Origin of the sequence: Microbacterium sp. NPDC087592, assembly GCF_044743585.1 — a bacterium.
Classification (GTDB): domain Bacteria; phylum Actinomycetota; class Actinomycetes; order Actinomycetales; family Microbacteriaceae; genus Microbacterium.
Map to the genome: position 1 here is coordinate 682,339 of NZ_JBIUWT010000002.1, position 25,163 is coordinate 707,501.

Annotated in this window: 27 protein-coding genes and 3 tRNA genes; 14 read left to right on the plus strand and 16 right to left on the minus strand. The window is 66.9% G+C overall.

The window, feature by feature from the left end; translation table 11 throughout:
- The first annotated feature begins 79 nt into the window (after positions 1–79).
- The gene (locus tag ACIOTO_RS16210) at positions 80–553 is read left to right on the plus strand and encodes an Lrp/AsnC family transcriptional regulator (RefSeq protein WP_029263426.1); all 474 of its coding nucleotides are present in this window, start codon (positions 80–82) and stop codon (positions 551–553) included.
- Here ACIOTO_RS16210 and ACIOTO_RS16215 read toward each other — a convergent pair.
- Positions 525–1,424 carry an alpha/beta fold hydrolase gene (locus ACIOTO_RS16215; protein ID WP_105709905.1) on the minus strand — a complete coding sequence of 300 codons (900 nt, stop codon included), beginning with the start codon at positions 1,422–1,424 and terminating at the stop codon, positions 525–527. The genes ACIOTO_RS16210 and ACIOTO_RS16215 overlap by 29 nt on opposite strands.
- A 66-nt stretch (positions 1,425–1,490) precedes the next feature.
- On the opposite strand from ACIOTO_RS16215, the gene ACIOTO_RS16220 reads away from it, so the two are divergent.
- From ACIOTO_RS16220 to ACIOTO_RS16230, 3 genes are all read left to right on the plus strand, one after another.
- Complete coding sequence (locus ACIOTO_RS16220) at positions 1,491–2,216, plus strand: 3'-5' exonuclease (protein ID WP_105709904.1); 726 nt, start codon at positions 1,491–1,493, stop codon at positions 2,214–2,216.
- A 110-nt stretch (positions 2,217–2,326) separates the two neighbouring features.
- Positions 2,327–3,241, plus strand: a complete 915-nt coding sequence (locus ACIOTO_RS16225) for a helix-turn-helix transcriptional regulator (RefSeq protein WP_400858575.1) — start codon at positions 2,327–2,329, stop codon at positions 3,239–3,241.
- Between the two features lie 169 nt (positions 3,242–3,410).
- Positions 3,411–3,728 (plus strand): hypothetical protein, encoded by a 318-nt coding sequence (locus ACIOTO_RS16230; RefSeq protein ID WP_029263431.1) that lies wholly within the window; start codon positions 3,411–3,413, stop codon positions 3,726–3,728.
- Between the two features lie 42 nt (positions 3,729–3,770).
- Here the strand turns inward: ACIOTO_RS16230 and ACIOTO_RS16235 are convergent, their stop codons facing one another.
- Positions 3,771–4,031, minus strand: coding sequence for a DUF6458 family protein (locus ACIOTO_RS16235; protein WP_029263432.1), 261 nt, complete (start codon positions 4,029–4,031; stop codon positions 3,771–3,773).
- Positions 4,032–4,149: 118 nt separating this feature from the next.
- Positions 4,150–5,370: a globin domain-containing protein gene (locus ACIOTO_RS16240; RefSeq protein ID WP_400858576.1), complete on the minus strand. Its 1,221-nt coding sequence runs from the start codon at positions 5,368–5,370 to the stop codon at positions 4,150–4,152.
- Positions 5,371–5,499: 129 nt separating this feature from the next.
- Here ACIOTO_RS16240 and ACIOTO_RS16245 point away from each other — a divergent pair, with 129 nt between their 5' ends.
- Positions 5,500–6,132, plus strand: coding sequence for a helix-turn-helix domain-containing protein (locus ACIOTO_RS16245; RefSeq protein WP_181156196.1), 633 nt, complete (start codon positions 5,500–5,502; stop codon positions 6,130–6,132).
- Here ACIOTO_RS16245 and ACIOTO_RS16250 read toward each other — a convergent pair.
- Positions 6,130–6,203, minus strand: a tRNA-Ile gene (locus tag ACIOTO_RS16250). The two genes, ACIOTO_RS16245 and ACIOTO_RS16250, sit on opposite strands and share 3 nt — an antisense overlap.
- Before the next feature lie 30 nt (positions 6,204–6,233).
- Complete coding sequence (locus ACIOTO_RS16255) at positions 6,234–6,770, minus strand: gamma carbonic anhydrase family protein (RefSeq protein ID WP_400858577.1); 537 nt, start codon at positions 6,768–6,770, stop codon at positions 6,234–6,236.
- A 130-nt stretch (positions 6,771–6,900) separates the two neighbouring features.
- Here ACIOTO_RS16255 and ACIOTO_RS16260 point away from each other — a divergent pair, with 130 nt between their 5' ends.
- Positions 6,901–7,386 carry a Dps family protein gene (locus ACIOTO_RS16260; protein ID WP_029263436.1) on the plus strand — a complete coding sequence of 162 codons (486 nt, stop codon included), beginning with the start codon at positions 6,901–6,903 and terminating at the stop codon, positions 7,384–7,386.
- Between the two features lie 66 nt (positions 7,387–7,452).
- Here the strand turns inward: ACIOTO_RS16260 and ACIOTO_RS16265 are convergent, their stop codons facing one another.
- From ACIOTO_RS16265 to ACIOTO_RS16285, 5 genes are read right to left on the minus strand one after another with little or no spacing between them, the layout of a single operon-like run.
- Entirely contained in the window at positions 7,453–8,952 is a 1,500-nt protein-coding gene (locus ACIOTO_RS16265) for an amidohydrolase (protein WP_372466848.1), read from the minus strand.
- Positions 8,949–9,590, minus strand: coding sequence for an FMN-binding negative transcriptional regulator (locus ACIOTO_RS16270; protein ID WP_400858578.1), 642 nt, complete (start codon positions 9,588–9,590; stop codon positions 8,949–8,951). The genes ACIOTO_RS16265 and ACIOTO_RS16270 overlap by 4 nt, the downstream gene beginning before the upstream one ends.
- Before the next feature lie 39 nt (positions 9,591–9,629).
- Positions 9,630–10,628 (minus strand): Fpg/Nei family DNA glycosylase, encoded by a 999-nt coding sequence (locus ACIOTO_RS16275; RefSeq protein WP_262000907.1) that lies wholly within the window; start codon positions 10,626–10,628, stop codon positions 9,630–9,632.
- A 1-nt stretch (position 10,629) separates the two neighbouring features.
- Positions 10,630–11,115, minus strand: a complete 486-nt coding sequence (locus tag ACIOTO_RS16280) for a ribose-5-phosphate isomerase (protein ID WP_400858579.1) — start codon at positions 11,113–11,115, stop codon at positions 10,630–10,632.
- A 38-nt stretch (positions 11,116–11,153) separates the two neighbouring features.
- Positions 11,154–12,338: a ferrochelatase gene (locus ACIOTO_RS16285; RefSeq protein ID WP_372466853.1), complete on the minus strand. Its 1,185-nt coding sequence runs from the start codon at positions 12,336–12,338 to the stop codon at positions 11,154–11,156.
- 178 nt (positions 12,339–12,516) lie between these two features.
- On the opposite strand from ACIOTO_RS16285, the gene pepN reads away from it, so the two are divergent.
- The 4 genes from pepN (at position 12,517) to ACIOTO_RS16305 (ending at position 18,411) form a co-directional block, all read left to right on the plus strand.
- Complete coding sequence (pepN, locus tag ACIOTO_RS16290) at positions 12,517–15,069, plus strand: aminopeptidase N (RefSeq protein ID WP_400858580.1); 2,553 nt, start codon at positions 12,517–12,519, stop codon at positions 15,067–15,069.
- 161 nt (positions 15,070–15,230) lie between these two features.
- Positions 15,231–16,304: a mechanosensitive ion channel family protein gene (locus ACIOTO_RS16295; RefSeq protein WP_029263443.1), complete on the plus strand. Its 1,074-nt coding sequence runs from the start codon at positions 15,231–15,233 to the stop codon at positions 16,302–16,304.
- Positions 16,301–16,750, plus strand: coding sequence for a globin (locus ACIOTO_RS16300; protein ID WP_029263444.1), 450 nt, complete (start codon positions 16,301–16,303; stop codon positions 16,748–16,750). The genes ACIOTO_RS16295 and ACIOTO_RS16300 overlap by 4 nt, the downstream gene beginning before the upstream one ends.
- Positions 16,747–18,411: an FAD-binding dehydrogenase gene (locus ACIOTO_RS16305; protein ID WP_400858581.1), complete on the plus strand. Its 1,665-nt coding sequence runs from the start codon at positions 16,747–16,749 to the stop codon at positions 18,409–18,411. Before ACIOTO_RS16300 ends, ACIOTO_RS16305 begins: the two co-directional genes overlap by 4 nt.
- Before the next feature lie 46 nt (positions 18,412–18,457).
- Here ACIOTO_RS16305 and ACIOTO_RS16310 read toward each other — a convergent pair whose 3' ends face one another.
- Positions 18,458–19,123 carry a hypothetical protein gene (locus tag ACIOTO_RS16310; protein WP_400858582.1) on the minus strand — a complete coding sequence of 222 codons (666 nt, stop codon included), beginning with the start codon at positions 19,121–19,123 and terminating at the stop codon, positions 18,458–18,460.
- A gap of 50 nt (positions 19,124–19,173) precedes the next feature.
- Between ACIOTO_RS16310 and ACIOTO_RS16315 the strand changes: the two genes are divergently transcribed.
- Positions 19,174–20,064 (plus strand): acyl-CoA thioesterase II, encoded by an 891-nt coding sequence (locus ACIOTO_RS16315; RefSeq protein ID WP_262000902.1) that lies wholly within the window; start codon positions 19,174–19,176, stop codon positions 20,062–20,064.
- Positions 20,065–20,094: 30 nt separating this feature from the next.
- On the opposite strand, the gene ACIOTO_RS16320 is transcribed toward ACIOTO_RS16315, so the two are convergent.
- The 4 genes from ACIOTO_RS16320 to ACIOTO_RS16335 all read right to left on the minus strand — a co-directional run bounded on the left by ACIOTO_RS16320 (position 20,095) and on the right by ACIOTO_RS16335 (position 23,637).
- Complete coding sequence (locus ACIOTO_RS16320; protein WP_029263448.1) at positions 20,095–20,580, minus strand: thioesterase family protein; 486 nt, start codon at positions 20,578–20,580, stop codon at positions 20,095–20,097.
- Positions 20,581–20,587: 7 nt separating this feature from the next.
- Positions 20,588–22,267, minus strand: coding sequence for an energy-dependent translational throttle protein EttA (gene ettA / locus ACIOTO_RS16325; RefSeq protein WP_029263449.1), 1,680 nt, complete (start codon positions 22,265–22,267; stop codon positions 20,588–20,590).
- 273 nt (positions 22,268–22,540) lie between these two features.
- On the minus strand, positions 22,541–23,038 hold the full coding sequence (locus tag ACIOTO_RS16330; RefSeq protein WP_400858583.1) for a DUF6993 domain-containing protein: 498 nt from the start codon (positions 23,036–23,038) through the stop codon (positions 22,541–22,543).
- A gap of 83 nt (positions 23,039–23,121) precedes the next feature.
- Entirely contained in the window at positions 23,122–23,637 is a 516-nt protein-coding gene (locus ACIOTO_RS16335; protein WP_105709890.1) for a single-stranded DNA-binding protein, read from the minus strand.
- Positions 23,638–23,846: 209 nt separating this feature from the next.
- Between ACIOTO_RS16335 and ACIOTO_RS16340 the strand changes: the two genes are divergently transcribed.
- A complete protein-coding gene (locus ACIOTO_RS16340) occupies positions 23,847–24,116 on the plus strand; it encodes a hypothetical protein (protein ID WP_105709889.1) in 270 nt (89 codons plus the stop codon).
- 80 nt (positions 24,117–24,196) lie between these two features.
- Here the strand turns inward: ACIOTO_RS16340 and ACIOTO_RS16345 are convergent.
- Positions 24,197–24,269, minus strand: a tRNA-Arg gene (locus ACIOTO_RS16345).
- 87 nt (positions 24,270–24,356) lie between these two features.
- On the opposite strand from ACIOTO_RS16345, the gene orn reads away from it, so the two are divergent.
- Both orn and ACIOTO_RS16355 read left to right on the plus strand, forming a co-directional pair.
- The gene (orn, locus tag ACIOTO_RS16350; protein ID WP_105709888.1) at positions 24,357–24,983 is read left to right on the plus strand and encodes an oligoribonuclease; all 627 of its coding nucleotides are present in this window, start codon (positions 24,357–24,359) and stop codon (positions 24,981–24,983) included.
- Positions 24,984–25,019: 36 nt separating this feature from the next.
- Positions 25,020–25,095 (plus strand) — tRNA-His (locus ACIOTO_RS16355).
- Positions 25,096–25,163 lie beyond the last annotated feature (68 nt).

The window sequence follows — 25,163 nt, forward strand, 5'->3', positions numbered from 1 at the left end:
CACCTCGCTCAAGCATTCTTGCGAGGCTTGAGCATGTTGCTCAACTTGACGCCAAGTCCGACTGCTAGGGTTTGGCACTATGCCAGGACTCGACCGCATCGATCTCGAGCTTCTCGCCGCCCTCGCCGATGATCCGAGGATCACCATCGTCGCGCTGGCGGAGAATCTCGGGCTGTCCCGCAACACGATCCAGGCGCGGATGACACGCCTCGAGCAGAGCGGCATCTTCCTCTCCTACGAGCGATCGTTCTCGCCGGACGTCCTGGGCTTCCCCCTGCAGGCGTTCGTGAGCATCGGCGTACGCCAGACCGAACTGCCGCGTATCATCAACGAGCTCGCGCGGATCCCTGAAGTCGTACAGGCGCACGGCTTGAGCGGCTCGATCGACCTGCTCGCTCGTGTCGCGTGCAGGGACGCACGCCACCTCTTCGACACCGACGCCCGCATCCTCTCGATCGAAGGCGTCGAGCGCACGGAGACCTCGCTCGCGATGGGCGAGGTCATCCCGTTCCGGGTCGCAGGCCTTATCGGCCTCGCCCGACGGGAATCCTGAGGAACCGACGAACGGCGCCCGCCGCCTCTGCCGGCGTCTCGTAGTGGATGAGATGCCCCACCTCGGCGATCTCCACAAGTGTCGCGTCGGGGAACAGCGCCGCCAGCCTGCGTTCTGCCTCGATCGGGGTGATGTCGTCACGCTCTGCAGCGACGAGCAGGGTCGGAACATCGATCTCGCGGGCGAATTCGCGGACGTCGTGAGAGACGCTCGCGATGAAGGCGTCCCGGAGCACATCCCGGTCCGAGAATCGCGAGAAATATGTGTCGTGCTGGTCGTGGATGAAACGACGGAGCGCGGGATCCCTGGTCTTGGCCATCGTGATGCTCATCACGCGGACGATGATGCGGTTGCGCAGCAGCGCGGTTCCGAGTCTCTCCGGAAGTCGGGCACCGAGAGCGTAGTAGAAAACGGCCAAGCGCGTCATGAGACCCTTCGGTCCCTCCAGCGCCGGAGCCCCGATCGGGTTCAGCAGGATCAGGCGCGGAGTCCGCAGTCCCCGGGCGACCGCCGCCGCCGTCACGATGGATCCGAAGGAGTGCCCCAGGATGATGGCGCCGGGGGCGACCGCTGCTGCGAAGTCGTCAAGCCAACCGGCATACTCGTCCAGGTCGTGTCTGCGCCCGGGCAGAGGCGCTGATTCCCCGAACCCGGGAAGATCAGGCGCGACCACACGCACCTCGGGGAGGTACGCCAACACTGGTTCGAGCCCGTGATGATCACCGCGGAAGCCGTGCACAGCGATCACCGTCGTCTCCGCCTTCTCAGGCCCGTAGACCCAGTACGCCGTGGTCGCTCCACGCACCTCTACCGCGTGGCGCTGCACGGGGAGTCGATGAAGGCGGTCCGCATAGGGGGAAGGCACGGTCATGCTCCGAGTCTACGAGTCGCCGTGCGCCTTCCCCTGGATGTCTGCGCCCGCGCATAGCGTGAAGGCATGCCATCCGGTCCCCCGCTCCCTGCGTGGCTCACCCGTGTCGGGGTGTTCGACCTGGAGACGACCGGCGTCGATGTCGAGTCCGATCGGGTGGTCACCGCGTACGTCGGTGTCCTCGATGCCGCAGGACGCGAGATCGCCGCCCGCTCCTGGCTCGCCGATCCGGGCATCCCGATCCCGGATGGCGCCAGTGCGGTGCACGGCATCACCACGGAACACGCGCGGGCGGAGGGGCGACCGTCGCCCGAAGTCGTCGCTGAGGTCACGGCGGCCCTACGGTCGCTGCTGGAGCAGAATGTGCCGGTGGTCGCGTACAACGCCGCGTACGACTTCTCGCTGCTCGCGCACGAGGCCGCCCGACATGGAATCGTCCCTCTGACCGCCCCTTCCCCCATCATCGACCCTCTGGTGATCGACAAGGCGTACGACCGATACCGCCGCGGGCGACGCACGCTCGAAGTGGTAGCCGCCCACTACGCGGTCGTGCTCGACGGCGCGCATGAGGCGTCCGCGGATGCGATCGCCGCCGGTCGTGTGGCGCAAGCCCTCGCTCGTCGCTTCTCCCTCCCCGAGACCCCGGCAGAGCTGCACACGAATCAGATCGGCTGGGCGCGCTCGCAGGCGGCCAGCCTCACGGAGTACTTCGTGAGCATCGGCCGACTCGATCCGGAGGAATCGATCGACGGCAGCTGGCCCGTGCGATCGGCTCGAACCGCCGCCCGGTGACGGAGCCGAAAAGCTGCCGATCAGCTGATGCGCGGCCGGTCGACACACTGGGCTACGCTCCTGTCAGGCACCGCCGAGTGGGATCGCGGTGCGAGGAACAAGGAGCACCCATGCAGTTCACGTCCACCGACATCGAGCAGGTCGAGTCCACGTGGCAGCAGTTCGTTCCCTCTGCAGCGCTTCAGGATGCAGACCCTCGGCGCTTCCGGTTCGACTGGCGGTCCGAAGAGCTTCGCAGCGTCACGCTCGTCAACTACCGACTAGCGGCGCAGGTGCATTCGACGGCCGAGCCACTCGACCAGATCCTCGTGTGCCGTGTCGACGCTCCGGATGCTCGGGTCTGGTCCGCGCGCCACAGCCTCACTCCGGGCGCACCGTGGATCTCCGACGGCACCCGAGTGGAGGCGAAGTGGGACCGATCGGCCGACATCCGCGCCCTCGTCTTCGACCGACCCGCAGCCGAAGAGCGGGCACGACAGTTGACCGGCGATGACGGCCTGAAGTTGCGCACGACCGGGCTCGCGCCGCACTCGGCCGCCGACGCGCGGCGCTGGGAGACGATGTTCGCGTATGTCGACCAGGCACTCGCCCTCTCGGGCTCCGACCCGCTGATCGCCGCCGAACTCGAACGCCATGCCCTGATGATGACCCTCTCCGCGTTCCCCACGAGCTTCACCGAGGCTCTGCGCCGCCCCGCCCAGCGGGCGGGAGCTCCGGTGGCGGTCCGCCGGGCGCTTGCCTACATCGACGAGAACGCGCACCTGCCGATCACGATCGACGATGTCGCAGCTGCCGCCTACATCTCCACGAGAGGGCTCCAGTACGCGTTCCGGCGAGCTCTCGACATCACTCCCACCGAGGCCCTCCGCCGGGCACGACTCGAGGGCGCCCGCAGAGACCTCCAGAACGGCAACGGGCGCTCGGTCGGCGATGTCGCGCGCCGCTGGGGTTTCAGCCACTCGTCACGCTTCACCACTGCATACCAGCAGGCCTTCGGCACACCGCCGTCGCTGATCCCGGCGTGACACCCGGCGAAGAGTCTGTTCGCATTCTGCGGCGTGTCGCGACGCCGGCACAGTGCGAGCTGAAGTCCATGGCTAGAGTTCGAGTACCCGGACTCCCTCGGTCCGTGGCCACACTGTCGAGGAGTCGCATGACCGGTGCCGCCCATCCCATCGCTATGTTCGTTCGCTGATGGGGAGCCTGTACTACGGCGACACGCAGACTCCGATCCAGATCGACGATCGCGCGCTCGCGCATCTGAAAGTCGTTATCGCCACCAAGCTACGACGCAACGAGAGCTTCACGCTCTCATGGCGGCATCCCGAAGGCGATGCTCCCGGGCGCTCGACGCTCTGGCTGCACCCGTCGATCCCTCTCCGGTTCGTCTTTCAGGAACCGGAATCGCCGGACTTGAGCCGGAAGTGGATCGAGGAACTCGCGCACTCGGCTAGCTCCAGCGGAGGCATCACACTCATCGAGGAGCATCTCGAGAGCAGCCCCGCGGAGTGATGGCGTCCGACGACCGCGATCGTCGGACGCCATCCGCAGTCCTCACACCGCGTCGTCACCGCTGGAGCTGACGGAGCGACGAGTCGTGGGTTCGCCCGTGGCCGGGTCGACGAACGTTCGCGAGACCGTCTCCGTCCTGCGGCGACGCGCGAGCAGCACGATGCCGATGAGGAAGATGACGACGCCGGCGCCCATCAGGATGTACCCGACCATGTCGAGGTCGACCCATTGGATGTCGACGTTCACCGCGAAGACGAGGATCGCCCCGATCACGAAGAGCGCGATTCCGCTGCCGATGCTCATGGTGCCTCCCGTTCTGCGACGCTATGCCGCACGTGGGAAGAATGTCGCCTGAGGAGGGCGCCAGGGAGGGGCTTGACAGCGGCCTCTGTCCGGGTCGCACGATATCCCGGTGCGGCGATCAGGCCGCTTCGACAGTCGGCTGTTGCGCCCAGAGATCTGGTCCGAACACCTCGTAGGAGATCCGCTCCGGCGGGACGCCGCGCGCCAGGAGTGTGGATCGACATGTACGCATGAAGTCCAAGGGCCCACACATGAAGACGTCCGCATCGTCCGGCAGCTCGACGGCGGCGAGGTCCATGCGCCCCGACAACGCGGGTCGAAGAGTCGGCGCCGATCCCGCATCGTCTCGATACCAGTTCTGCGCACGGGCGTCTTCCATCGCCAGCACCTGCCTGCGCAACGACGCGTAGAGCACGTGAGTGTCGTGCGAGCGATCGGCATGGAACAGGCGCACGGTGCGCGCCGGGGAGTGGCGCGAGAGGTCTTCGACGATCGCGGCGACCGGGGTGATGCCGATACCGGCGGATACCAGGACGAGCGGAGTCTCATCGTGGTCGACGACGACATCGCCGGCAGGTTGCGACACGTCGAGCAGCGTTCCCGGATGTGCGTTCTCGTGCAACCATGTCGAGACCTGGCCGTCAGGCGTGCGCCCGTTTGCTCGCACACGCTTGATCGTCACGCGCAGCGAGTCGCTGCGGAGACCGGACGAGATCGTGTACTGGCGCGGCTGGCGCGATCCATCCGGTAGATCGACGGCGATGGCCACGTACTGCCCCGCGCGGTGGGTCGCGACATCTCCGGAGACCGGAGCGAGGAGGAGCGACACGACGTCAGCCGATTCCTCGACCCGTTCCACCACTCGATGCTTCCGCCAGGGGTGATCGGGATCGGTGCCGCCGAGGGCATAGAGCTTCGCCTCTTCCGCGATCAGCGAGCATCCGAAGAGCCAGTAGACCTCGTCCCATGCGGCCCTGATCTCCGGCGTGACGGCGTCGCCAAGTACGGTTCCGACCGCATCGAGGAGGTGATGGCCGACGATCGTGTATTGGCGCGCCTTGATGCCCAGCGAGACATGTTTGTGCGCGATTCGACGCATCACCGGTGCGAAGTCGGGTGCCTCGGGGTCGATCAGCTGCACGGCGAATGCGACGATCGATGCCGCAAGGGCCTTCGGCTGCTCTCCGATCGCCTGATTCGCCCGGTTGAACACTCGGAGCAACTCCGGATGCACGGCGAACATCTCGCGGTAGAAGAGAGTGGTGATCTCGTCGGCATGCCCTGCGACGACCCCCGCGGTCGCTCGGACGATCGCCTCGGATTCTGATGTGAGTCTCATGGCTTTCCGCCCCTCATCGTGATGGTTGTTCCACCATCTCGAGTCGTCGCGGACATCGCATTCCGTTCTACCGGTTTATTTCCGGTCGAACGTGAGACCGACGGTCGTCTCCCCGTCTACTCTCGCCACATGCCCCGCCGCGCCCATGACTTCCGCGGGCTGACACAACCCCGTCGGCTCCAATTGCTCCACGCCATCCAGCAGACCCCCGGACGCTCAGCAGGTGAGTTGGCGGAGCAATGCGGAATACCCCTCAACACCGTGCGTGATCATGTGCGGGTGCTCGAGGACGAAGGGCTGATCTGCAGTGAGACTCTGGTCCTGGGCAAGCGTGGCCGTCCGCCAGTGGTGTTTCACCCGGTTCACGACACCGCATCGAGCGCCGTGGCGCGCGCTCGCGTCGCGGGGGCTATCTCGCGGGGGCGCATGCTGCGGGCGATGTCGTGCGAGACCCCGCACGAGCTCGAGGCCGATGCGCTGCGTCAGGTCGATGTGCTCTACGAGCATCTCGATGATGCCGGCCTGAACCCGGTCGTCGACGAGAGGGCCCTACGATTCGACCTCACCCCGTGTCAGTATCACGACCTGCTCGTCGCGGATCAGGAGCTCGTCTGCGGTGTACATGCTCAGCTGGTGAGGGACGTTCTCCGCCACAGTGACGGCCCGCTCGAGGTGAAACTTCTCGAGCCGTTCGTCACGAGTCACACCTGCCGTCTGTTCCTCACGCGTGGCGACGCACGAATCGCTGAAGGTGAAGCGTAGGGCGGGCGGGACTTGAACCCGCGATCGTTGGGTTATGAGCCCACTGCCTTAACCAGCTTGGCCACCGCCCCTTACGTCTCTCAGCCTAGCGGCCGAGACGGTCACGCCCGGGTAGCCGCGGAGTGGTTCCGCGAGTGCACGAGGTAGATATCGGCATTGGCGATCAGACCCTCTCGCTCCTCGTCGCTGAGCCCCCGACGCACCTTCGCGGGGACCCCGGCCACCAGCGAACCAGCCGGGATCTCCGCCTCGCCGAGCACGACCGCACCCCCGGCGATCAGACACCCGGCACCGATCCTCGCTCCGCTGAGTATCACGGCGCCCATGCCGATGAGCGTGCCGTCGCCGACCGTGCAACCGTGCACGACCGCGTTGTGGCCGATGGACACCTTTGCGCCGACCGATACGGGGTGGTCGGAATCCACGTGCACCGAGACGTTGTCCTGCACGTTGGAGTCCGGGCCGATGGAGATTCCTGCAGAGTCGCCGCGGAGCACGGCGTTGTACCAGACGCTGGCGCCGGCCGCGAGCGAGACGTTTCCGATGATGCGGGCGCCCTCCGCGACGAACGCCGTGTCAGCGATCGACGGGACGCTGTTCGGCAGGGCGAGGACGGAAGCTCCGGCAGCGATGCTCATGAGGCGAGGCTACCCGAATGCCCGCGGAATCATGCGGAAGTGAGCCCAGCCTCAGCTTGCTTGCGGAATGTCTCAGCCTGAGTAGCGTTGCATACATCAGATACGCGATTTCCCTCCGGAGGAGCAGAAGATGAGCAAGGCACAGACCGTTTCCACCACCGCCATCGACCCGACCGTGGCTGCAGGGGCGGCCCAGTTCCTCTCCCCTGTCGTGCTCGGCCTCCAGGCGCTCACCGTCAACGGCAAGCAGGCGCACTGGCACGTGCGCGGCGCCAACTTCGTCGGCGTCCACGAGCTTCTCGACACGATCGTCGCGCATGCCGGCGACTTCGCCGACACTGCCGCCGAGCGGATCGTCGCCCTCGGCCTGCCGATCGACGCCCGTGTCAGCGCCGTGGCTGAGAAGGCCGGCGCGACCACCGTCCCCGCGGGCTTCACCCAGTCGGACGAGCTGATCCGCGCCGTGATCGCCGACATCGACGCGATCCTGGTCGATGTCAAGGCTGCCGTCGAGGGGCTCGACGAGGTCGACCTCACCAGCCAGGACGTCGCGATCGAGATTCAGCGCGGCCTCGAGAAGGACCGCTGGTTCCTCGTCTCGCACATCGCCGCCTGATCATCCACCGCAGAAGGGCCGGTTCTCCGTCATCGGAGGACCGGCCTTACTGCGTGATGGAGCGGACTACGAACCCGCGTGGGTGCGGCGCCCGGCGAGCAACGTGGCCCAGACCGGCATCCCGCGCAGCGTCTCCCCGCTCGCCACGAGGGGGTCCGCGCCACACACGACGATGTCGGCGGGCTCTCCCGGTCGCAGCGAGGTGCGCACGCTCGCCTCGAGCGCCTGACCGATCGTGATCCGCTCTTCGGGATGCCAGGGTGCCCGATCGTCCTCCGTCCGCGACACCGCCGCGGAGATGGCCTGCCATGGATCGAGGGGGGCGACGGGCGCGTCGGAACCGAAGCGCATCTCGGCCCCCGCATCGCGCAGCGAAGCCAACGGATAGCCGATCGCGGTCTGCCCACTCCACAGCCGGTCCACGAGCTCACGGTCGTCGACGGCATGCTGTGGCTGGACGCTCGCGACGACCCCGAGGCGTCCGAAGCGCGCCAGATCCGCGTGCCGCACGAGCTGCACATGCTCGATCGAGCCCACAGCCCCGGTTGTGGTGAAGGCGTCCAGTGCCGACGTCACGGCACGGTCGCCGATCGCATGCACGGCCACCGCCAACCCCGCGCCTGCCGCTCGTGTCAGCAGGTCGACGAGCTCGTCGGAGGGCACCGTCAGCATGCCGAAGTTGTCAGGATCGTGCGGGTAGGGGTGCGAGCACGCGGCCGTCCTCGTGCCCAGAGACCCATCGGTGATCACCTTCAGCGGTCCCATGTGGACGAGACCGCGGCCCGCTGCGGGCGCATCAGGCTCCTCATGCGGCTCGCCGGTGCGGAGCCCTGCGGCGATCGCCCGATCGAGATCGAACGGATACACGGCGAACTCCACGCGATGCGCGGCGAAGCCATCCCGGATCCGGCGCGGCCATGCATCGGCACCCCAGGCCATGTCGAAGTCGACGACACCCGTGACACCCCGTGCGGCCGCCTGCTCGCCGGCTCGCCGCATCGCGCTGTCGCCGTGCGCGGCGTCGACTGCATTCAATCGACGCGAGATCTCGAAGGCATCCGTCTCACGGAGCAGGCCGTCGTCGCTTCGGAAACCCTCACGCGCAAGCGCTGCAGAGTTCAGCCAGACGCTGTGCACATCCGCGTTGATCAGGTAAGTGGGGACCGCACCGGTGGCAGCGTCCAGAAGCTCGAGGGTCGGCCGATCCGGCCAGAGAGCATCACGGAACCCGGTGCCGACGCGGCGCCCGTCCGGCAAGGGGACGACACCGCTCATCGCGTGCGCCGCAGCCGCCGCGGAGACCGCGTGACCCAACGGAGCGCGCTCCGCGGTCAGCGCCCACTGGACGGTGTGGACGTGGTTGTCCCAGAGCCCGGGGACGGCCCACGCTCCTTCGACATCGAGCACCTCCCCACGCGAGGGAAGCGCTCCGGTGGGGGCGATATCGGCGATGAGCCCGTCGGCGATGTGGATGTCGACGGGCTCATCGTCGATCAGGAACTCACGACCGGGGCCGACGATCCTCGTAGCCCTGATCGTGCCGATCACCGCGTCGCCATCTGTCATCGCCGCCCTCCGGTCCTGGCATCCTGGGCACGTCGCATCTCTTCCGCGAGAGCCGGGTTCGAATACGGACCGTCCGACCGGAGGGCGCTGATCACCGTCTCGATCGTCTCGACCGACTTGTTCTGGCTGAGCTTGCGCTTCGCGACCACACGGGTGGGCGTCAGCCGGAACCCCACTGTGCCGGCAGCGAGTCGCTGGACGAAAGCGGCATCGTTCGGTCGTTCCCACATCAGCTTCGGCTCCGGCATCCGCGACTCGAATCGTGCGACGAGCTGATCCAGTACCACCAGGTTCTCTTCGTCGGAGAGGATCTCCGGCACACCGGCGAGGTGCACGGCGGTGTAGTTCCACGTCGGCACCGCCTGCACGTCGCCGTACCAGCCGGGCGACACGTAGCCGTGCGGCCCCTGGAACACGACGAGGAGCTCGTGCTCCCCGATACCGTGGATGAGGTCGTCCGGGCGGCCGACGTGCCCGACGATGGTGAGGTCGTCGCGTGTCTCGTCCAGAAGCACCGCGTAGTGCGAAGCGACGAGACCGTCATCACCGGCGCTCATGATCGTCGCCCAGGGGCTCATCTCGATCACCCGGCGGATCTCGGCCTCGTCGGCGAGCGTGAAGCTCGGATTCTGTCGCATGCGATCAGCCTAGAACGGATGCGGGGGTGCACAGTCCGGTCACGCCTGACAGCGCGGGCACCAGTACAGCTTGCGAGCGCCGATCTCCTCGAGGGCGATCTCCGTGCCACAGACCCGGCACGGGAGCCCCGCCCGGTGATACACCCAGTGCCGGTCGTCGCGGTTCGCCATCGCGGCGCGGTAGTCCTCGCCCGTGAGACCGTCCATCGTCATCATCTGGCCGGTCTCGACGCCGATCGCCAGCAGTCGCACCCAATCGTGCCAGAGCGCGCGCACGACCTCTTCCGGAACGTCTCGACCCGGAGTATGCGGGTTCAACCGCTGCCGATAGAGCATCTCGGCGCGGTATACGTTCCCGATCCCGCTGACGACGGACTGGTCCATGAGAAGCAAGGCGATGACCGTCGACTTCTTCCCGACCGCCCGGACGAACCGCTCCTCATTCTCGACCGGGTCCCCGACCAGCGGGTCGGGCCCGAGCTTCGCGACCGTCGCCAGCATCTCCTCCGGCGTCTGGAGCACGCATGCCGTCGGGCCACGTAGGTCGGCGGCGGTGATGTCGGTCATGAGGCGCAGACGAACCTGTCCCACGACCGGAGGCGGCCATTCGAGCCCCTCATCGGCGAGGCCCTTCGTCTGCTCCGACATGCGGACGTGCACCCTCGTGCGGCGTGGTGCCCCGATGGACGCGAGGGAGTTCTCGCCGGCATCATCCAGGATGGGGTCGTCGAGGACGGTGCCGCGCTGATTCGTCTGCCCCATCCGCCCATTGGCGGAGGCTATCGTCGGATCGACGATGATCTCACCGGCGAAGTCCCAGGCACCGTAGAGACCGAGGTGCACCCGCAGCCAGAGGTCGCCCTCCGTCTCGAGGAACATCTGCTTGCCGACGGCCTGCACACTCACCGCCGCACGTCCGTCGAGAACCGCGGCTCCCTCGGCGAACCGTCCCTGTGGACTGGACGCGCTCAGGGTCTTGCCCACGAAGTTGCGATCGAACTGTCGTGCGATCCGGTGAACGGAATGGCCCTCGGGCATGTCAGCCCCGCGGATCCGGTAGCAGGGACCCGTCGCGCTCGAAGTCCGCGATCTGCCCGATCCGCCGCACATGGCGTTCATCACCCGAGAACGGTGTCTGGATGAACCGGTCGATGAACGAGGTCACCTCGTCGAAGGTGTGCTGCCTCGCGCCGATCGAGATGACGTTCGCGTCGTTGTGCTCGCGGGCGAGCTCGGCCGTCGACAGGTTCCAGACCAGAGCGGCCCGCACCCCCGCAACCTTGTTCGCGGCGATCTGCTCACCGTTCCCCGAACCGCCGAAGACCACACCGAGGGCCTCGACACCGTCGCGCTGGTCGGCGATGACCGCCTGCGCCGCGCGGATGCAGAACGCCGGGTAGTCGTCGACCGCGTCGTACTCGATCGGGCCATGATCGACGACCTCATGCCCCGCAGCGCGCAGGTGCTCTTGCAACTGCGTGGAGAAGTCGAGTCCTGCATGGTCGGTGGCGATGTGGATGCGCATGACTCCCATCCTAGAAGCGGCGCGGATCGGCTCCGAGGTCATGGGGCGATGCCGGCGGCGGCGGGCTTGAACCCCGCACGGATGTTCTCACAGCACCCGGGTCGGCAGACGTCGAAGCCGCCGGGGAGCGTCGTGACATGGGCACGCTCCTCGTTGGGGCGACCTTGGAGACGTTCCTGGATCAGGTCGACGATGCCGTCGACGAATGCCGGTGAGACACCGGGCGTGGGGGTTCGCGTGAAGGCGAGTCCGGCCTCTTCCGCGGCCTCCGCGGCCTCGGTGTCGAGGTCCCACAGGACCTCCATGTGATCGCTCATGAAACCGACGGGGACGACCGCCACTGCCTTGCGTCCGCGGTCGGGCAGTTCACCGATCACGTCGCACACGTCGGGCTCGAGCCACGGCTGCGAGGCGGGGCCGGACCGGGACTGGTAGACGAGCTCCCACGAGACGTCGGCCGCTGCGGGAACCGTCTGGCGAACCCGATCCATGACCCAGGCAGCCACGGCGAGATGCTGAGCGGCGTACGCGCCTCCCTCTCCCCAGTCGATGTCTCGCGCGCCGGAGCGCTCCGCGTCGGCCGTCGGGATGCTGTGGGTGGAGAAGAGGATCTGGATGTCCGCCGCCACGATGCCGTCGGCCAGGAAGCCTTGGACAGCCTCACGGACTCCCGTCTCGAACGCCTCCACGAAACCGGGGTGGTCGTAGAAAGGCCGGATCTTGTCGATCGTCACGGTCTCCCCGAGCCCGGTCTCCTCCAGGATGCGAGCGAAGTCCTCGCGGTACTGACGGCAGCTGGAGAACGAACTGTAGGCGCTGGTGGCGAAGGCCAGCAGCGTGTTGTGACCATTGGTCGAGGCCTCGGTCACGACCTCTTCGAGATACGGAGCCCAGTTGCGGTTGCCCCAGTAGACGGGGAGCGTGATGCCGCGTGCGGCGAGGGCGTTCTCGAGGGCTTCCTTGAGCACGCGGTTCTGTCCGTTGATCGGACTCACCCCGCCGAAATGCCGGTAGTGGTGCGCGACCTCCTCGAGCCGTTCGTCGGGGATTCCTCGACCGCGGGTCACGTTGCGCAGGAACGGGATGACATCTTCCTGACCCTCGGGCCCCCCGAAGCCCGCGAGGAGGATCGCGTCATAGGCGACCGGCGTGGTCACGAAGGGTGCACCACCGGCGGCAGCAGGCGAGGCAAAGGGAACGGCATTCGGCTCGATCGCAGTCACCCCTCCATCCTTTCACCTCGGCGGAGCAAAGGCGTCCGTGCAGCGCCGTTTCTATGCCGCCGCCCTCCCGAGTGCGATGCGAGGGGCCAGCTCCCGCACTGGCGTAGGCTGTCATGGTTGCCGTCGGCGCCAACTGCGCCGACCCCGGTGACATCCCCTCACCCCTGGGAGTAAAGCTGTGCCTGGAGAGAACCTCACCCGCATCGAAGCGCAGGAGCGCCGCGACGTCATCGACACTCAGTCCTATGAAGTCGCCCTCGATCTGACCAAGGGTGCCGAGATCTTCGGCTCCCGGAGCGTGGTGCGCTTCACCGCGACTCCGGAGAGCTTCACCTTCATCGACCTGATCGCCCGGGACGTGCGTGAGATCTCCCTCAACGGCGAGCAGCTCGATCCGAACGAGGTCTTCGCCGACTCTCGCATCGCGCTCAGCGGGCTGCAGGCGGAGAACGTGCTGGTCGTCGATGCCGACTGCCTCTACACGAACACGGGCGAGGGCCTCCACCGTTTCGTCGACCCGGTCGACGAAGAGGTCTACCTCTACTCGCAGTTCGAGGTCCCGGACTCACGTCGCGTGTTCGCGGTGTTCGAGCAGCCCGATCTCAAGGCGACGTTCCAGTTCACCGTGACGGCGCCGGCGGCATGGAAGGTCATCTCCAACTCCCCCACGCCCGAGCCCATCGTGCATGACGACGACACGACGGCGACCTGGGGCTTCGAGCCGACCCCACGCATCTCCTCGTACATCACCGCGCTCGTCGCCGGACCCTACGAGTCCACGTTCTCGGAGCTCACCAGCGCCTCGGGCCGCGTGATCCCCCTCGGCGTCTACGGACGCAAGAGCCTGTGGCAGCACCTCGATGCCGACTACATCTTCGACAAGACCCGCGAGGGTTTCGCCTACTACGAGTCGAAGTTCGGGGTTCCGTACCCGTTCGCCAAGTACGACCAGCTCTTCGTCCCGGAGTTCAACGCGGGAGCGATGGAGAACGCAGGAGCCGTCACCTTCACCGAGACCTATGTCTTCCGCAGCAAGGTCACCGACGCCGTCAAGGAGCGCCGCGTCGTGACGATCCTGCATGAGCTCGCACACATGTGGTTCGGCGACCTCGTCACGATGAAGTGGTGGAACGATCTCTGGCTGAACGAGTCGTTCGCCGAATGGGCGTCGACCATCGCCACCGCCGAAGCCACCGAGTGGACCGAGGCGTGGACGACGTTCAACGCCATGGAGAAGACCTGGGCCTATCGACAGGACCAGCTCCCCTCGACCCACCCGATCGTCGCGGAGATCAACGACCTGGAAGACGTGCAGGTCAACTTCGACGGCATCACCTACGCCAAGGGCGGATCGGTCCTGAAGCAGCTGGCCGCCTGGGTCGGCATCGAGGCGTTCTTCGCCGGTGTGTCGCAGTACTTCCAGAAGCACTCCTGGGGCAACACCGAACTCAGTGACCTGCTTTCGGAGCTCGAGGCCACCAGCGGTCGCGACCTGAGCACATGGTCGAAGAAGTGGCTGGAGACGGCAGGCGTCAACACGCTCGAGCCGGTCATCGCGGAGGACCACGACGGCACGATCTCGCGCTTCGCCATCACGCAGACGGCCCCGGCGGACTACCCCACCATCCGACCGCACCGACTGGGCATCGGCTTCTACACGCTGACCGACGGTGCACTCACCCGCACGCACTACCTCGAGGTCGACGTCGACGGCGACCGCACCGAGGTGCCGGAGCTGCAGGGCATCGCCCGCCCCGACCTCGTGCTGCTCAACGATGAGGACCTCGCCTACGCGAAGATCCGCCTCGACGAGAAGTCGCTCGCCACCGCGATCGCTCACCTGGCCGACATCCACGATCCGCTCGCCCGCTCGCTCGTGTGGGGTGCCGCGTGGGATCAGACGCGGGATGCGGAGACGGCGGCTTCCGCCTACATCGACCTCGTGCTGGGGAACATCGGCCGGGAGACCGAGTCGACGACCGTGCGCACCACGCTCGCTCAGCTGCGGACGGCCGCCACGCTCTACGTCGCCCCGGCTGAGCGAGAGACCGCTCGACTCAAGGTCGCCGACGGATTGTGGAGCCTGGCGGAGTCGGCCGAGCCGGGCAGCGACAGCCAGCTGCAGTTCGTCACCGCCTTCGCGAATGCCCTGGTGACTCCGGAGCACGCGGGAATCGTGGGCCGTCTGCGCTCCGGTGAGGACACGCTTCACGGTCTGGAGATCGACGCAGACCTGAACTGGCAGCTGCTCGTGGGTCTCGCGACCATCGGCGCCACCGATGCCGCGGCGATCGATGCCGCTCTGGCGGCGGACAACACCGCCAAGGGCGGGGAATTCGCCGCGCAGGCGCGGGCGTCTCTGCCCGACTCGGCGTCCAAGAAAGCGGCCTGGGCTTCGCTCATCGAGCGCGACGATGCCCCCAACACGATCGTTCGCTCCGCCGCGCTCGGTTTCACGCATCCTGCCGGCGCCGCCGTACTGGGCGAGTTCGTCCCCGCCTACTTCGACATGCTGCTCCCCATCTGGGAGTCGCGCACCTACCAGATCGCTCAGTACCTGATCGTCGGGCTCTTCCCGACGGCTCTCGCCGACGGGGCGCTTCGTGACGCGACGCGCTCGTGGCTGGCGGCCAACCAGGATGCTGCGCCGGCGCTTCGACGCCTGGTGCTCGAGAACCTCGCGGACGTCGAGCGCGCACTCGCCGCACAGGCACGCGACGCGGAGGACTGAGCGCTCCGCCTCAGCCGCCACCGGCTCTCGAAACGGAGACCACCCACCTCGCTCTCGGAGTGTCCCGCGCGGACGCGACGCAGCGGACGTGGATGGTCTCCGTTTTCGCACGGCGGATCCGCCCAGCCTGCACAGAGACCCGCTCGCTAGGATCGTGACTGATGATGCTCCCCTTCGATGTCAATGATCCTCCCGCGGAGACCCCACTCCCCGACTGGGCGACGAACCTGCTCGCCTGGCTGAGCCAGGTCGGCATGAAGGCGCTCACCGTCGCGATCATCATCGCTAGCTGTGTCGTGATCGGGCTCATCCTGCGCCTGGTCATCCGTCGGGTCGTGCACCGCATCGTCGACAGCGCGAAGAGCAAGGCGTCGGTCGACGACACCCAGGCCTTGGAGCGCTCACCCCTCGCCGACATGCGTCTGGTGCAACGGACCCGCACCCTCGGCACGATCCTGCAGAACATCGTGAACGTGATGCTCGTGGTCATCGCGATCGTGCTCATCGTGAACGCCCTCGACCAGAGCCTGTTGGGGTCGCTGACCCTCCTCACGGCTGCGGTCGGGGCCGGTCTCGGGTTCGGCGCGCAGAACATCGTCAAGGACGTGCTCAACGGCATGTTCCTGGTGGCCGAGGATCAGATCGGAATCGGCGACGTCGTCGACCTCGGGCTCGCGAGCGGTGTCGTCGAGTACGTCAGCGTTCGGATCACCCAGGTGCGCGACGTCAACGGCACCCTCTGGTATGTGCGAAACGGCGAGGTCACCCGAATCGGCAACATGTCGCAGGGATGGGCGCGGTCGATCATCGACCTCGGCGTCCCGGCCGACTCCGACCTCGAGCAGGTCGAGCACATCATGCTCGAGACCGCACAGGGGCTGGCGAAGGATCCCAAGTGGCGCACGCGCATCATCGAGAAACCGGAGCTCTGGGGGCTGGAGTCGATCGACGGCGATGCCCTCGTCGTCCGCATCGTGATCAAAGCACGTGCCAACGCGAAGGACGACGTGGCGCAGGAGCTGCGCCGCCGCCTGCGCGCCGCACTCCTCGAGAAGGAGATCAGCGTGCCGCGCATGGTCGATGTCGTGCCGACAGGGCTCGATGGCGCCCGCCGGGTCCGCGGCGCTAATCCTCCCCGGACGCGACCCAACGCGGTGACCGGCGTGCCGGTGATCCCTGACCGTGGAATCTGGCGCCGCAAGAAGCCCACGGATGACGGGAGTCCCCAGAAGTGACGTTCTACGACGAGATCGGTGGACACGACACGTTCACGAAGATCGTGTCGGTGTTCTACCGCGAGGTCGCCCTCGATCCCGTGATGAAGCCGATGTATCCGGAGGAAGACCTCGGCCCCGCCGAAGACCGGCTCCGCATGTTCCTCGAGCAGTACTGGGGCGGCCCGACGACGTATGGCGACACGCGCGGGCATCCCCGCCTGCGGATGCGGCACATGCCGTTCCACATCGATGCCGACGCGCGCGATCGTTGGCTTCGTCACATGAGGACAGCCGTGGACGAGGCGCAGTTGTCTCCTCTGCACGAAGCGACGCTCTGGGACTACCTGGAGCGCGCCGCGTATGCCATGGTGAACACATTCGAGCCTTCGGGGATCGGGGCCGCTCCCGGCGGTCGCCCCACGCTCGAGACCCGATCACGTCAGGAATCAACGGAGAGCTCATGACGACGAAGCCCCTGTCCACAGATGTTCTGGTGATCGGATGGGGGCTGGCCGGACTCGTCGCCGCGTCCGAGGCTCTCGACGCCGGCCGTCGCGTCGTCCTGGTGGACCAGGAGCCGCGGACGAACCTCGGCGGTCAGGCCTGGTGGTCGTTCGGCGGGCTCTTCTTCATCGACTCCCCTGAACAGCGGCGGCTCGGGATCAAGGACTCCCTCGAGCTCGCGACTCAGGACTGGTTCGGCAACGCCGGGTTCGATCGGCCGGAAGACGAATGGCCGAGGCGCTGGGCAGAGGCCTACCTGCAGTTCGCAGCCGGAGAGAAGCGCTCGTGGCTGCGCGAGCGCGGCGTCGGGTTCTTCCCCGTCGTGGGCTGGGCGGAACGCGGCGGCTACGGCGCCATCGGACCGGGCAACTCGGTTCCACGATTCCATATCACTTGGGGCACCGGGCCGGGGATCGTCGCACCCTTCGCAGCCGCCATCGAGCAGGGCGAGCGGGAAGGACGTCTGACGGTCCTCCCGCGACACCGCGTCTCCGAGCTCGTGGTGACCGACGGCGCGGTCACCGGTGCGCGCGGAAACGTGCTCGCCTCGTCGGGCGCATCGCGTGGTGCGGTGTCGTCGCGCGAGATCATCGGCGAGTTCGAGATCGCGGCCCGGGCGACCATCGTCTCCTCTGGCGGCATCGGGGGGAACCACAACCTCGTGCGGGCTGCATGGCCCGAACGCCTCGGCACTCCCCCCGAGCACATGCTCACAGGAGTACCGGCCTATGTCGACGGATCGATGTACAGCGTCAGCGCGGCCGCCGGTGCGCGGTTCATCAATGGCGACCGGATGTGGCACTACGTCGAGGGCATCACGAACTGGGACCCGGTGTGGCCGTCTCACGGCATCCGCATCCTCCCCGGGCCGTCGTCGCTCTGGCTGGATGCGACGGGCAAGCGCCTCCCGGTACCCCTGTTCCCCGGGTTCGACACGCTGGGAACGCTCGCGCACCTGCGTACGACCGGTCACGATCACTCCTGGTTCGTCACCTCGCGGCAGATCGTCGAGAAGGAGTTCGCGCTCTCGGGCAGCGAACAGAACCCCGACCTCACCGGCAAAGATGTTCAGCTCCTGCTGAAATCCCGACTCGCCAAGGGACCGACCGGGCCGGTGCAGTCGTTCCTCGACGAAGGTGAGGATTTCATCGTCGAGAACGACCTCGAGTCGCTGCTCGAGCAGATGCAGCGCCACCCCGGCGGCGAGTTCCTCGACATCGACAACGTCCGCCGCGAGGTGGTCGCCCGAGATCGAGAGATGGACAACGACTTCACGAAGGATGCGCAGATCGGCATGCTTCGTTCCATGCGTGGTTATCGCGGCGACAAGCTGATCCGCACCGCAGCACCACATCGCCTGCAGGACCCGAGCGCCGGGCCGCTAGTGGCGGTCAAACTCCACGTCCTCACGCGCAAGTCGCTCGGCGGCATCAACACCGACCTCGAAGGCCGTGCCCTCGATGCGAACGGAGACCCGATCCCCGGACTCTACGCCGCAGGTGAGGCGAGCGGTTTCGGCGGCGGTGGAGTTCACGGCTATCGCGCGCTCGAGGGGACCTTCCTCGGCGGATGCCTGTTCTCGGGGCGAACCGCCGGCCGCGCGGCCGCAGCAGCGGGCTGACGAACACGGCCTGGGGCGCTGAGAGCGGAGGAAATCCGCGCGATGACTAGACGGCGGAACCGGTGGAACGGACGCCCGTCAGCCCGGTGGCTACGGGACCGCGCACCAGCACATGACCGCGATGGAAGGCGAGACGCGTCCACCTGCCGGAACGGGAAAGCTGGACCTGTTCCTCGCCGGAGATGAACCCCATCGCGTCGGCGGCGAACGCCGTGCCGCGAGGCAGCCCTCCGAGATCCTCATCGGGTTCACCCCAGATCGCGGCGCGGAGGGCGCGGACCGCTTCCTCGCCCGAACCGGGGCCGGCGCCCCGCGCGACCGCCGAGATCCCCCACTGCGCGCGCTGGGCGATCGCGGATGCCGCCAGCGCGGCCTCCGGCGTCCACGCGCTCCGAGGCGGGGCGACGCCGGCCCATGCCGGGGACAGACCGGTCTCCGGGAGCGTGAGCCGATCGGCGTCATCGGTCTTCGAAAGTCGATCGACGACGATGTCGCACTCGAGCTCGGGGTCGGCATGCACGATGCGCATCGCGAGGATGGTCGGCGTCTGGTCGAACAGACCCTGCGGCGCGAGTACCGCGGTGGTGAGCGCGAGCACACCGTTCGCCGACTGCAGGCGCACGCCTTCGTCGGTGATCCTGGTCGCTCGTCCGACGAAGGTCAGAACGTCCTTCGCGGTGTCGGGGTCGGCGAGGAGGAGGTGATGCGTCACGCGTTCTAAACTACCAACGGTGCGGCATGCGGGGTCGCAGAGAGGAACACATGAGCGCGGAGCAGCACGCCATCCAGACCGTCGAACGGCTTCTCGAGGTCCTCGATCTCGATGCGGCTCAGGCTCGCACCACAGAGGACATCTTCACGGGCTCCTCGCACCCGATGCCGAGCGGCCGCATCTACGGGGGCCAGGTGCTCGCCCAGGCTCTGCTCGCCGCGGAGCGGACACTCCCTGAGGACCGTGCGGTGCATTCGATGCACGGGTACTTCCTCCGTCCCGGGGATGCGAGCCAGGGAATCACCATCGCGGTCGATCGGATCCACGACGGCCGATCGTTCTCGACCAGGCGGACCCAGGCTTACCAGAACGGCGTGCCGATCTTCTCGATGATCGCCTCGTTCCAGGACGCCGATCCCGGGGTGGAGCACGCCGAGCCGATGCCGGCGGGCATTCCCGGCCCGGATGAGCTCGCCCCGGACGAGGAGCGGGTCCACGGGCTACCCGAAGGCACCACCCGGATGCTCAGTGAGCGAGCGGCCGATGTGCGGCACGTCGACTCACCGCTGTATCTGCCCAGCGAAGATGCACAAGTGCCCCGGCAAGCCGTGTGGATGCGACTGCGCGCCCCTCTCCCTGACGACCAGCGACTTCACCGAGCCGCGCTCGCATACCTCAGCGACATGACGATCCAGGAATCGATCCTGCGGGCACACGGCGTCTACTGGGCGCTCCCCGGGCTGAAAGTCGCGAGCCTCGATCACGCGATGTGGTGGCATCGACCTGCGCGCGTCGACGAGTGGCTGCTCTATGTGCAGGAGTCACCGAATGCGCGTGGCGGGCGGGGGCTCGCCACCGGACGGATCTACACGCGCGACGGCGCGCTGGTCGCGAGCGTCGCACAGGAGATCATGATCCGCGTGCCCGAGGAGTCGCCCTAGGGCTCGGTCACACCGGTACCCGCCGCGACGTCAGCGGTGGGAGTACTCGATCGAGTCGCCCACATACGGCTCCCAGGCGTCGCGCATCTCCTGAGTGAGTCGGGTGGGGCGCCCGGTCTGAGCGTCGACCAGCACGATGATCGCCGTCGATCGCGCGTAGATCTGTCGCGGTTCTGCGGTCGGGTCGTTGTGGACCTCGTAGCAGACTTCGACGCTGGAGCCGCCGAGCTTGCCGAACCACATCTGCACCTCGAGCGGGCGTCGCTGATATGGCACGGGCGCGAGGTACTCGATCTCCTGTCGCGCGATGAGGGTCAGGATTCCCTCGTCGATGCCGGAGTCGAGCACCGCCGTCGACGGCGCCTCCTCACCGGGGCCGGCACGCCAGAAGGCTCTGACGCGAGCCTCCTCGAGCAGTTTCAGCATCGAGGTGTTGTTGACGTGATTGAACGCATCCAGATCACCCCAGCGGAGGTGGATCGGGATGTGCAGACGCGGCCCCGGTGAAGCGGACATCGCGGCCTCAGTCGCGCGTCAGCTTGCGGTGCGTCGAACGGTGCGGCTTCGCGGCGTCGGGGCCGAGGCGCTCGATCTTGTTCTCCTCGTACGCCTCGAAGTTCCCCTCGAACCAGTACCACTGGCCGGGCTTCTCGTCGGTGCCCTCGTACGCGAGGATGTGCGTCGCGATCCGGTCGAGGAACCACCGGTCGTGAGTGATCACCACAGCACAGCCGGGGAACTCGAGCAGGGCGTTCTCGAGCGAGCTCAGGGTCTCGACGTCGAGGTCGTTTGTCGGCTCATCGAGGAGCAACAGGTTGCCTCCCTCTTTGAGCGTCAGCGCGAGGTTCAGACGGTTGCGCTCACCACCGGAGAGCACGCCGGCCTTCTTCTGCTGGTCCGGGCCCTTGAAGCCGAACTTCGACACGTAAGCGCGGGACGGGATCTCGGTCTTGCCGACGGTGATGTAGTCCAAGCCGTCGGAGACGACCTCCCACAGCGTCTTGTTCGGATCGATGTTGGAACGCGACTGGTCGACATAGCTGATCTTGACCGTCTCACCGATCTTCAGATCGCCGCCGTCGAGCGGCTCGAGACCCACGATCGTCTTGAAGAGCGTCGTCTTACCCACGCCGTTGGGTCCGATCACACCGACGATGCCGTTCGGCGGGAGGTTGAAGCTGAGGTTGTCGATCAGTACCCGACCGTCGAAGCCCTTCTGCAGCTTCTTGGCATCGATCACGATGCCACCCAGACGCGGGCCCGCGGGGATCTGGATCTCGTCGAAGTCCAGCTTCCTGGTCCGCTCCGCCTCCGAAGCCATCTCCTCGTAGCGAGCGAGACGCGCCTTCGATTTGGTCTGGCGGCCCTTCGCGCTGGAACGGACCCACTCCAGCTCCTCCTTGAGGCGCTTGGCCAGCTTGGCGTCCTTCTTGCCCTGGACCTCGAGTCGTTCGCCCTTCTTCTCCAGGTAGGTCGAGTAGTTGCCCTCGTAGCCGATGAGACGACCGCGATCGACTTCGGCGATCCACTCGGCGACGTGGTCGAGGAAGTACCGGTCGTGCGTGATCGCGATCACGGCCCCCTTGTAGGCCTGGAGGTGCTGCTCGAGCCACAGCACACTCTCGGCGTCGAGATGGTTGGTGGGCTCGTCGAGGAGCAGGAGGTCGGGCTTCTGCAGGAGCAGCTTCGCAAGGGCGACACGACGCTTCTCACCACCGGAGAGCGGTGCGATCGCGGCGTCGGCCGGGGGCGTGCGCAGAGCGTCCATGGCCTGATCGAGCTGCGAGTCGAGGTCCCAGCCGTCGGCCGCGTCGATCTCCTCCTGCAGTGTGCCCATCTCGGCGAGGAGGGCGTCGAAGTCGGCGTCGGGCTCGGCCATCAGCAGCGAGATCTCGTTGAACCGGTCGACCTTCGGCTTGATCGCGATGCCGTCCTGGATGTTCTCGATCACCGTCTTGGACTCGTCGAGCTCCGGCTCCTGCATCAGGATGCCGACCGTGTACCCCGGGGAGAGCTTCGCCTCGCCGTTCGACGGAGTGTCGAGACCGGCCATGATCTTGAGGATCGTCGACTTTCCGGCGCCGTTCGGGCCGACCATGCCGATCTTCGCCCCGGGGAGGAACGCCATCGTGACGTCGTCGAGGATGAGCTTCTCGCCCACTGCCTTACGCGCACGCACCATCGAGTAGATGTACTCAGCCATACCGTTTAAACACCTTTGCTGATCAGAATCGAACCTGCCATCGCACTGCTGAAGCGGTGCGGAAATCTACCTAAGACTACCTCCGGGGCGGCAGTCAGACGATTCCCCGGCGCCCGGACTGGGCTCCGCCGTCTGCCGGACTCCATGCGCGTCCGAGGTCAGCCTCGCACGTCGGTGCGCTGCGGAGCCATCACGCTGTCCGCAATCACCGCGTCCATGGATGATCAGCGTGAAGAATAGGTCGTGACGGATGTACCAACGGCCCTTGGCGCGTCACCAGTCGATCGGACGTGTGGTGCCCACCAGGCAGCGCCCCTCGGCGAGCTGCGGCATCACGACGGTGACGACACGTCCCGTGGAGGGACCCACCTGACCGACGAGACATTCGCTGTCACCCCAGCGCACGGAGAACTGCAGGCTCTCCGCAGGGTTGCCGACCGTCGACTGATCCTGCGTCACCTGCATCGCGCTCCGATCGAATCCCGCCGTGACCAGAGCATCGATGTACGCTCGCCCGGCCCCCCGCTGATCCGTTGCCCAGACGCGCTCGGCGACCGAGGTGAAGACCGGGAGGTTCTCCTCGGCTGTGCCGTCGGGCACGAGCGTCGGTTCCGCAGGAGTCGTCGTCCCGGGAGTCGGCGACGCGACAGCCGTGGGCGATGCAGACGGGCCGGGAGTCGGCGCACAGGCGGAGAGCAGCAGGAACGCGGCGATCGAAGCCGCAAGGGCACCGGCCGCGCGCGGCGACGTGAGGACCGAACGACGAAGCACAAGCCGAGTCTACGTCTCCCCCGCAATCCGGCCCTGCACGCCACCGGCGCCCCACCCAGTTGAATCGAGCGCGGAGCCGCCCGTCAGGACATGGCGCCCGCGGTCGAGGCGGGCGCAGCCCACGACAGGTCCAGCGGCTCGGAATCATGCCGGACCTGCTCCGACTCGGGATCATCCTCCGGCGATTCGTCCGGGCCGTTCCCCTCGGCACTCGGCGCCGCGTAGGGCCCGGCCGCCGCCGGACGGGACTGCGGTCGATATGCCGTCGTGCCCCATCGCAGGTCATGCCCGATGGAGTCGGCGTCGATGTCGACGCTCGTGCCGTGCTTACCGTTGCTCTCCCAGTTGCGGATCTTCAACCGCCCGGTGACGATCACACTGTCCCCGGTTCGCAACGATGCCTTCGCATTCTCGCCGAGGCTCCGGAAGGCGGCGACCGAGAACCAGTTGGTGCCGGAATCCGTCCACTCCTGCGTGGCGGAGTCGAAACGACGATGGGTACTCGCGAGACGGAAGTTCGTGACGGGCACGCCTCCCCCGGTCTGACCCTGGGTCGGATCCGTGGCGACTCTTCCCACGATGGTGACCATGTCGATCATGTGCTGTCCTTTCGTCGACCGGAGCGGAGCCCGTCCGGATCGCCCCAGCCTGACCTGCACCGCACCCGGCAACCGACCGGGAACACGCGAAGCGTGGACAGCGCTCATGAACGCCTTGCGGTGCAGAAAGGGCAGATCACAGCGCGTGTCGCCACGGACAGGCGAATGTCGGTGGTCGGTCATAGCTTCGAATCACGAAAGGAGTTCCGATGTCCGAAAGCTTGACCACCTCTCTCCCCGACGTCCCCTATGCGACGCCCCGGCTCTCTTCTCCCCGCGAGCACCTCGTCCGCGCCGCGGATCACCTTTGGCGCGTGCAGGACCGACGAGAACATGTCCTCGGCCACCTGCGTATCGTCGCCGATCCCCTCGGAATCCGATATCGCGCCGAGCGCCTGCACCTCGCGACCGGGGTCTTTCGCGTGATCGGTGAGTTCTGGCGTGCGGACGACGCGGTCGCCGCGCTTCGCTACTGCTGAGGCAGGAGTATCGCGCCCGACCGGGTCGATGGGCTCATCGCGACGAGCTCGCGCCCCGTCCGACACGGATCGGGTGAAGGTGCCCCCGGCAGGATTCGAACCTGCGACCAAGAGATTAGAAGGCTCCTGCTCTATCCCCTGAGCTACGGAGGCGCACGCTTCTAGAGTATCGCGGACCCGACGATGCTCGAGGAAGGGCATCTTCCCAAGCGATGTCGGGGCCGTCGATAGGATGGCGGCATGGTATCTGCGTCCGAGAACGATCGTCTCGTCTGGATCGACTGCGAGATGACGGGCCTCGATCTCGCGGTCGATGAGCTCGTGGAGATCGCTGTCGTCATCACCGATTTCGAGCTCAACCCCGTCGATCCCGGTTTTCAGGTGGTGATCCGCCCCGGCGCTGCAGCCCTCGAGCACATGAATGACTTCGTGACCAAGATGCACGAGACGTCCGGCCTGATCCTGGAGATCCCGCACGGGGTCTCTCTCGAAGAGGCCGAGGAACAGACACTCGCATACATCAAGCGCTTCGTTCCGCTCGAGCGCAAGGCGCCGCTCGCCGGCAACACGATCGGTACCGACAGGATGTTCCTCGCGAAGTACATGCCGCAGGTCGACCAGTGGCTGCACTACCGGAACGTTGACGTCTCCAGCATCAAGGAGCTCTCGCGGCGGTGGTACCCACGCGTCTTCTTCCAGGCACCGGCGAAGGACGGCGGGCACCGAGCGCTGGCCGACATCCTGGAGTCGATCCGCGAACTCCGCTACTACCGAGAGGCTGTCTTCGTCGACGAGCCCGGCCCGTCGAGCGACGACGCACGGGAGATCGCCACCCGTACGGTGTCCGAGTTCACTCCGAACATGTAATAGACTCGTATGGTTGCCTGCTCCGGCGGGCACATGGTGGGTATAGCTCAGCTGGTAGAGCGCTGGCTTGTGGTGCCGGATGTCGCGGGTTCGAGTCCCGTTACTCACCCCAGTAAGGAGTAGGGCTGGCGGGGGATAAAACCCCCGCCGCCTACATCCCCGCCTACATCGCCTCGGATC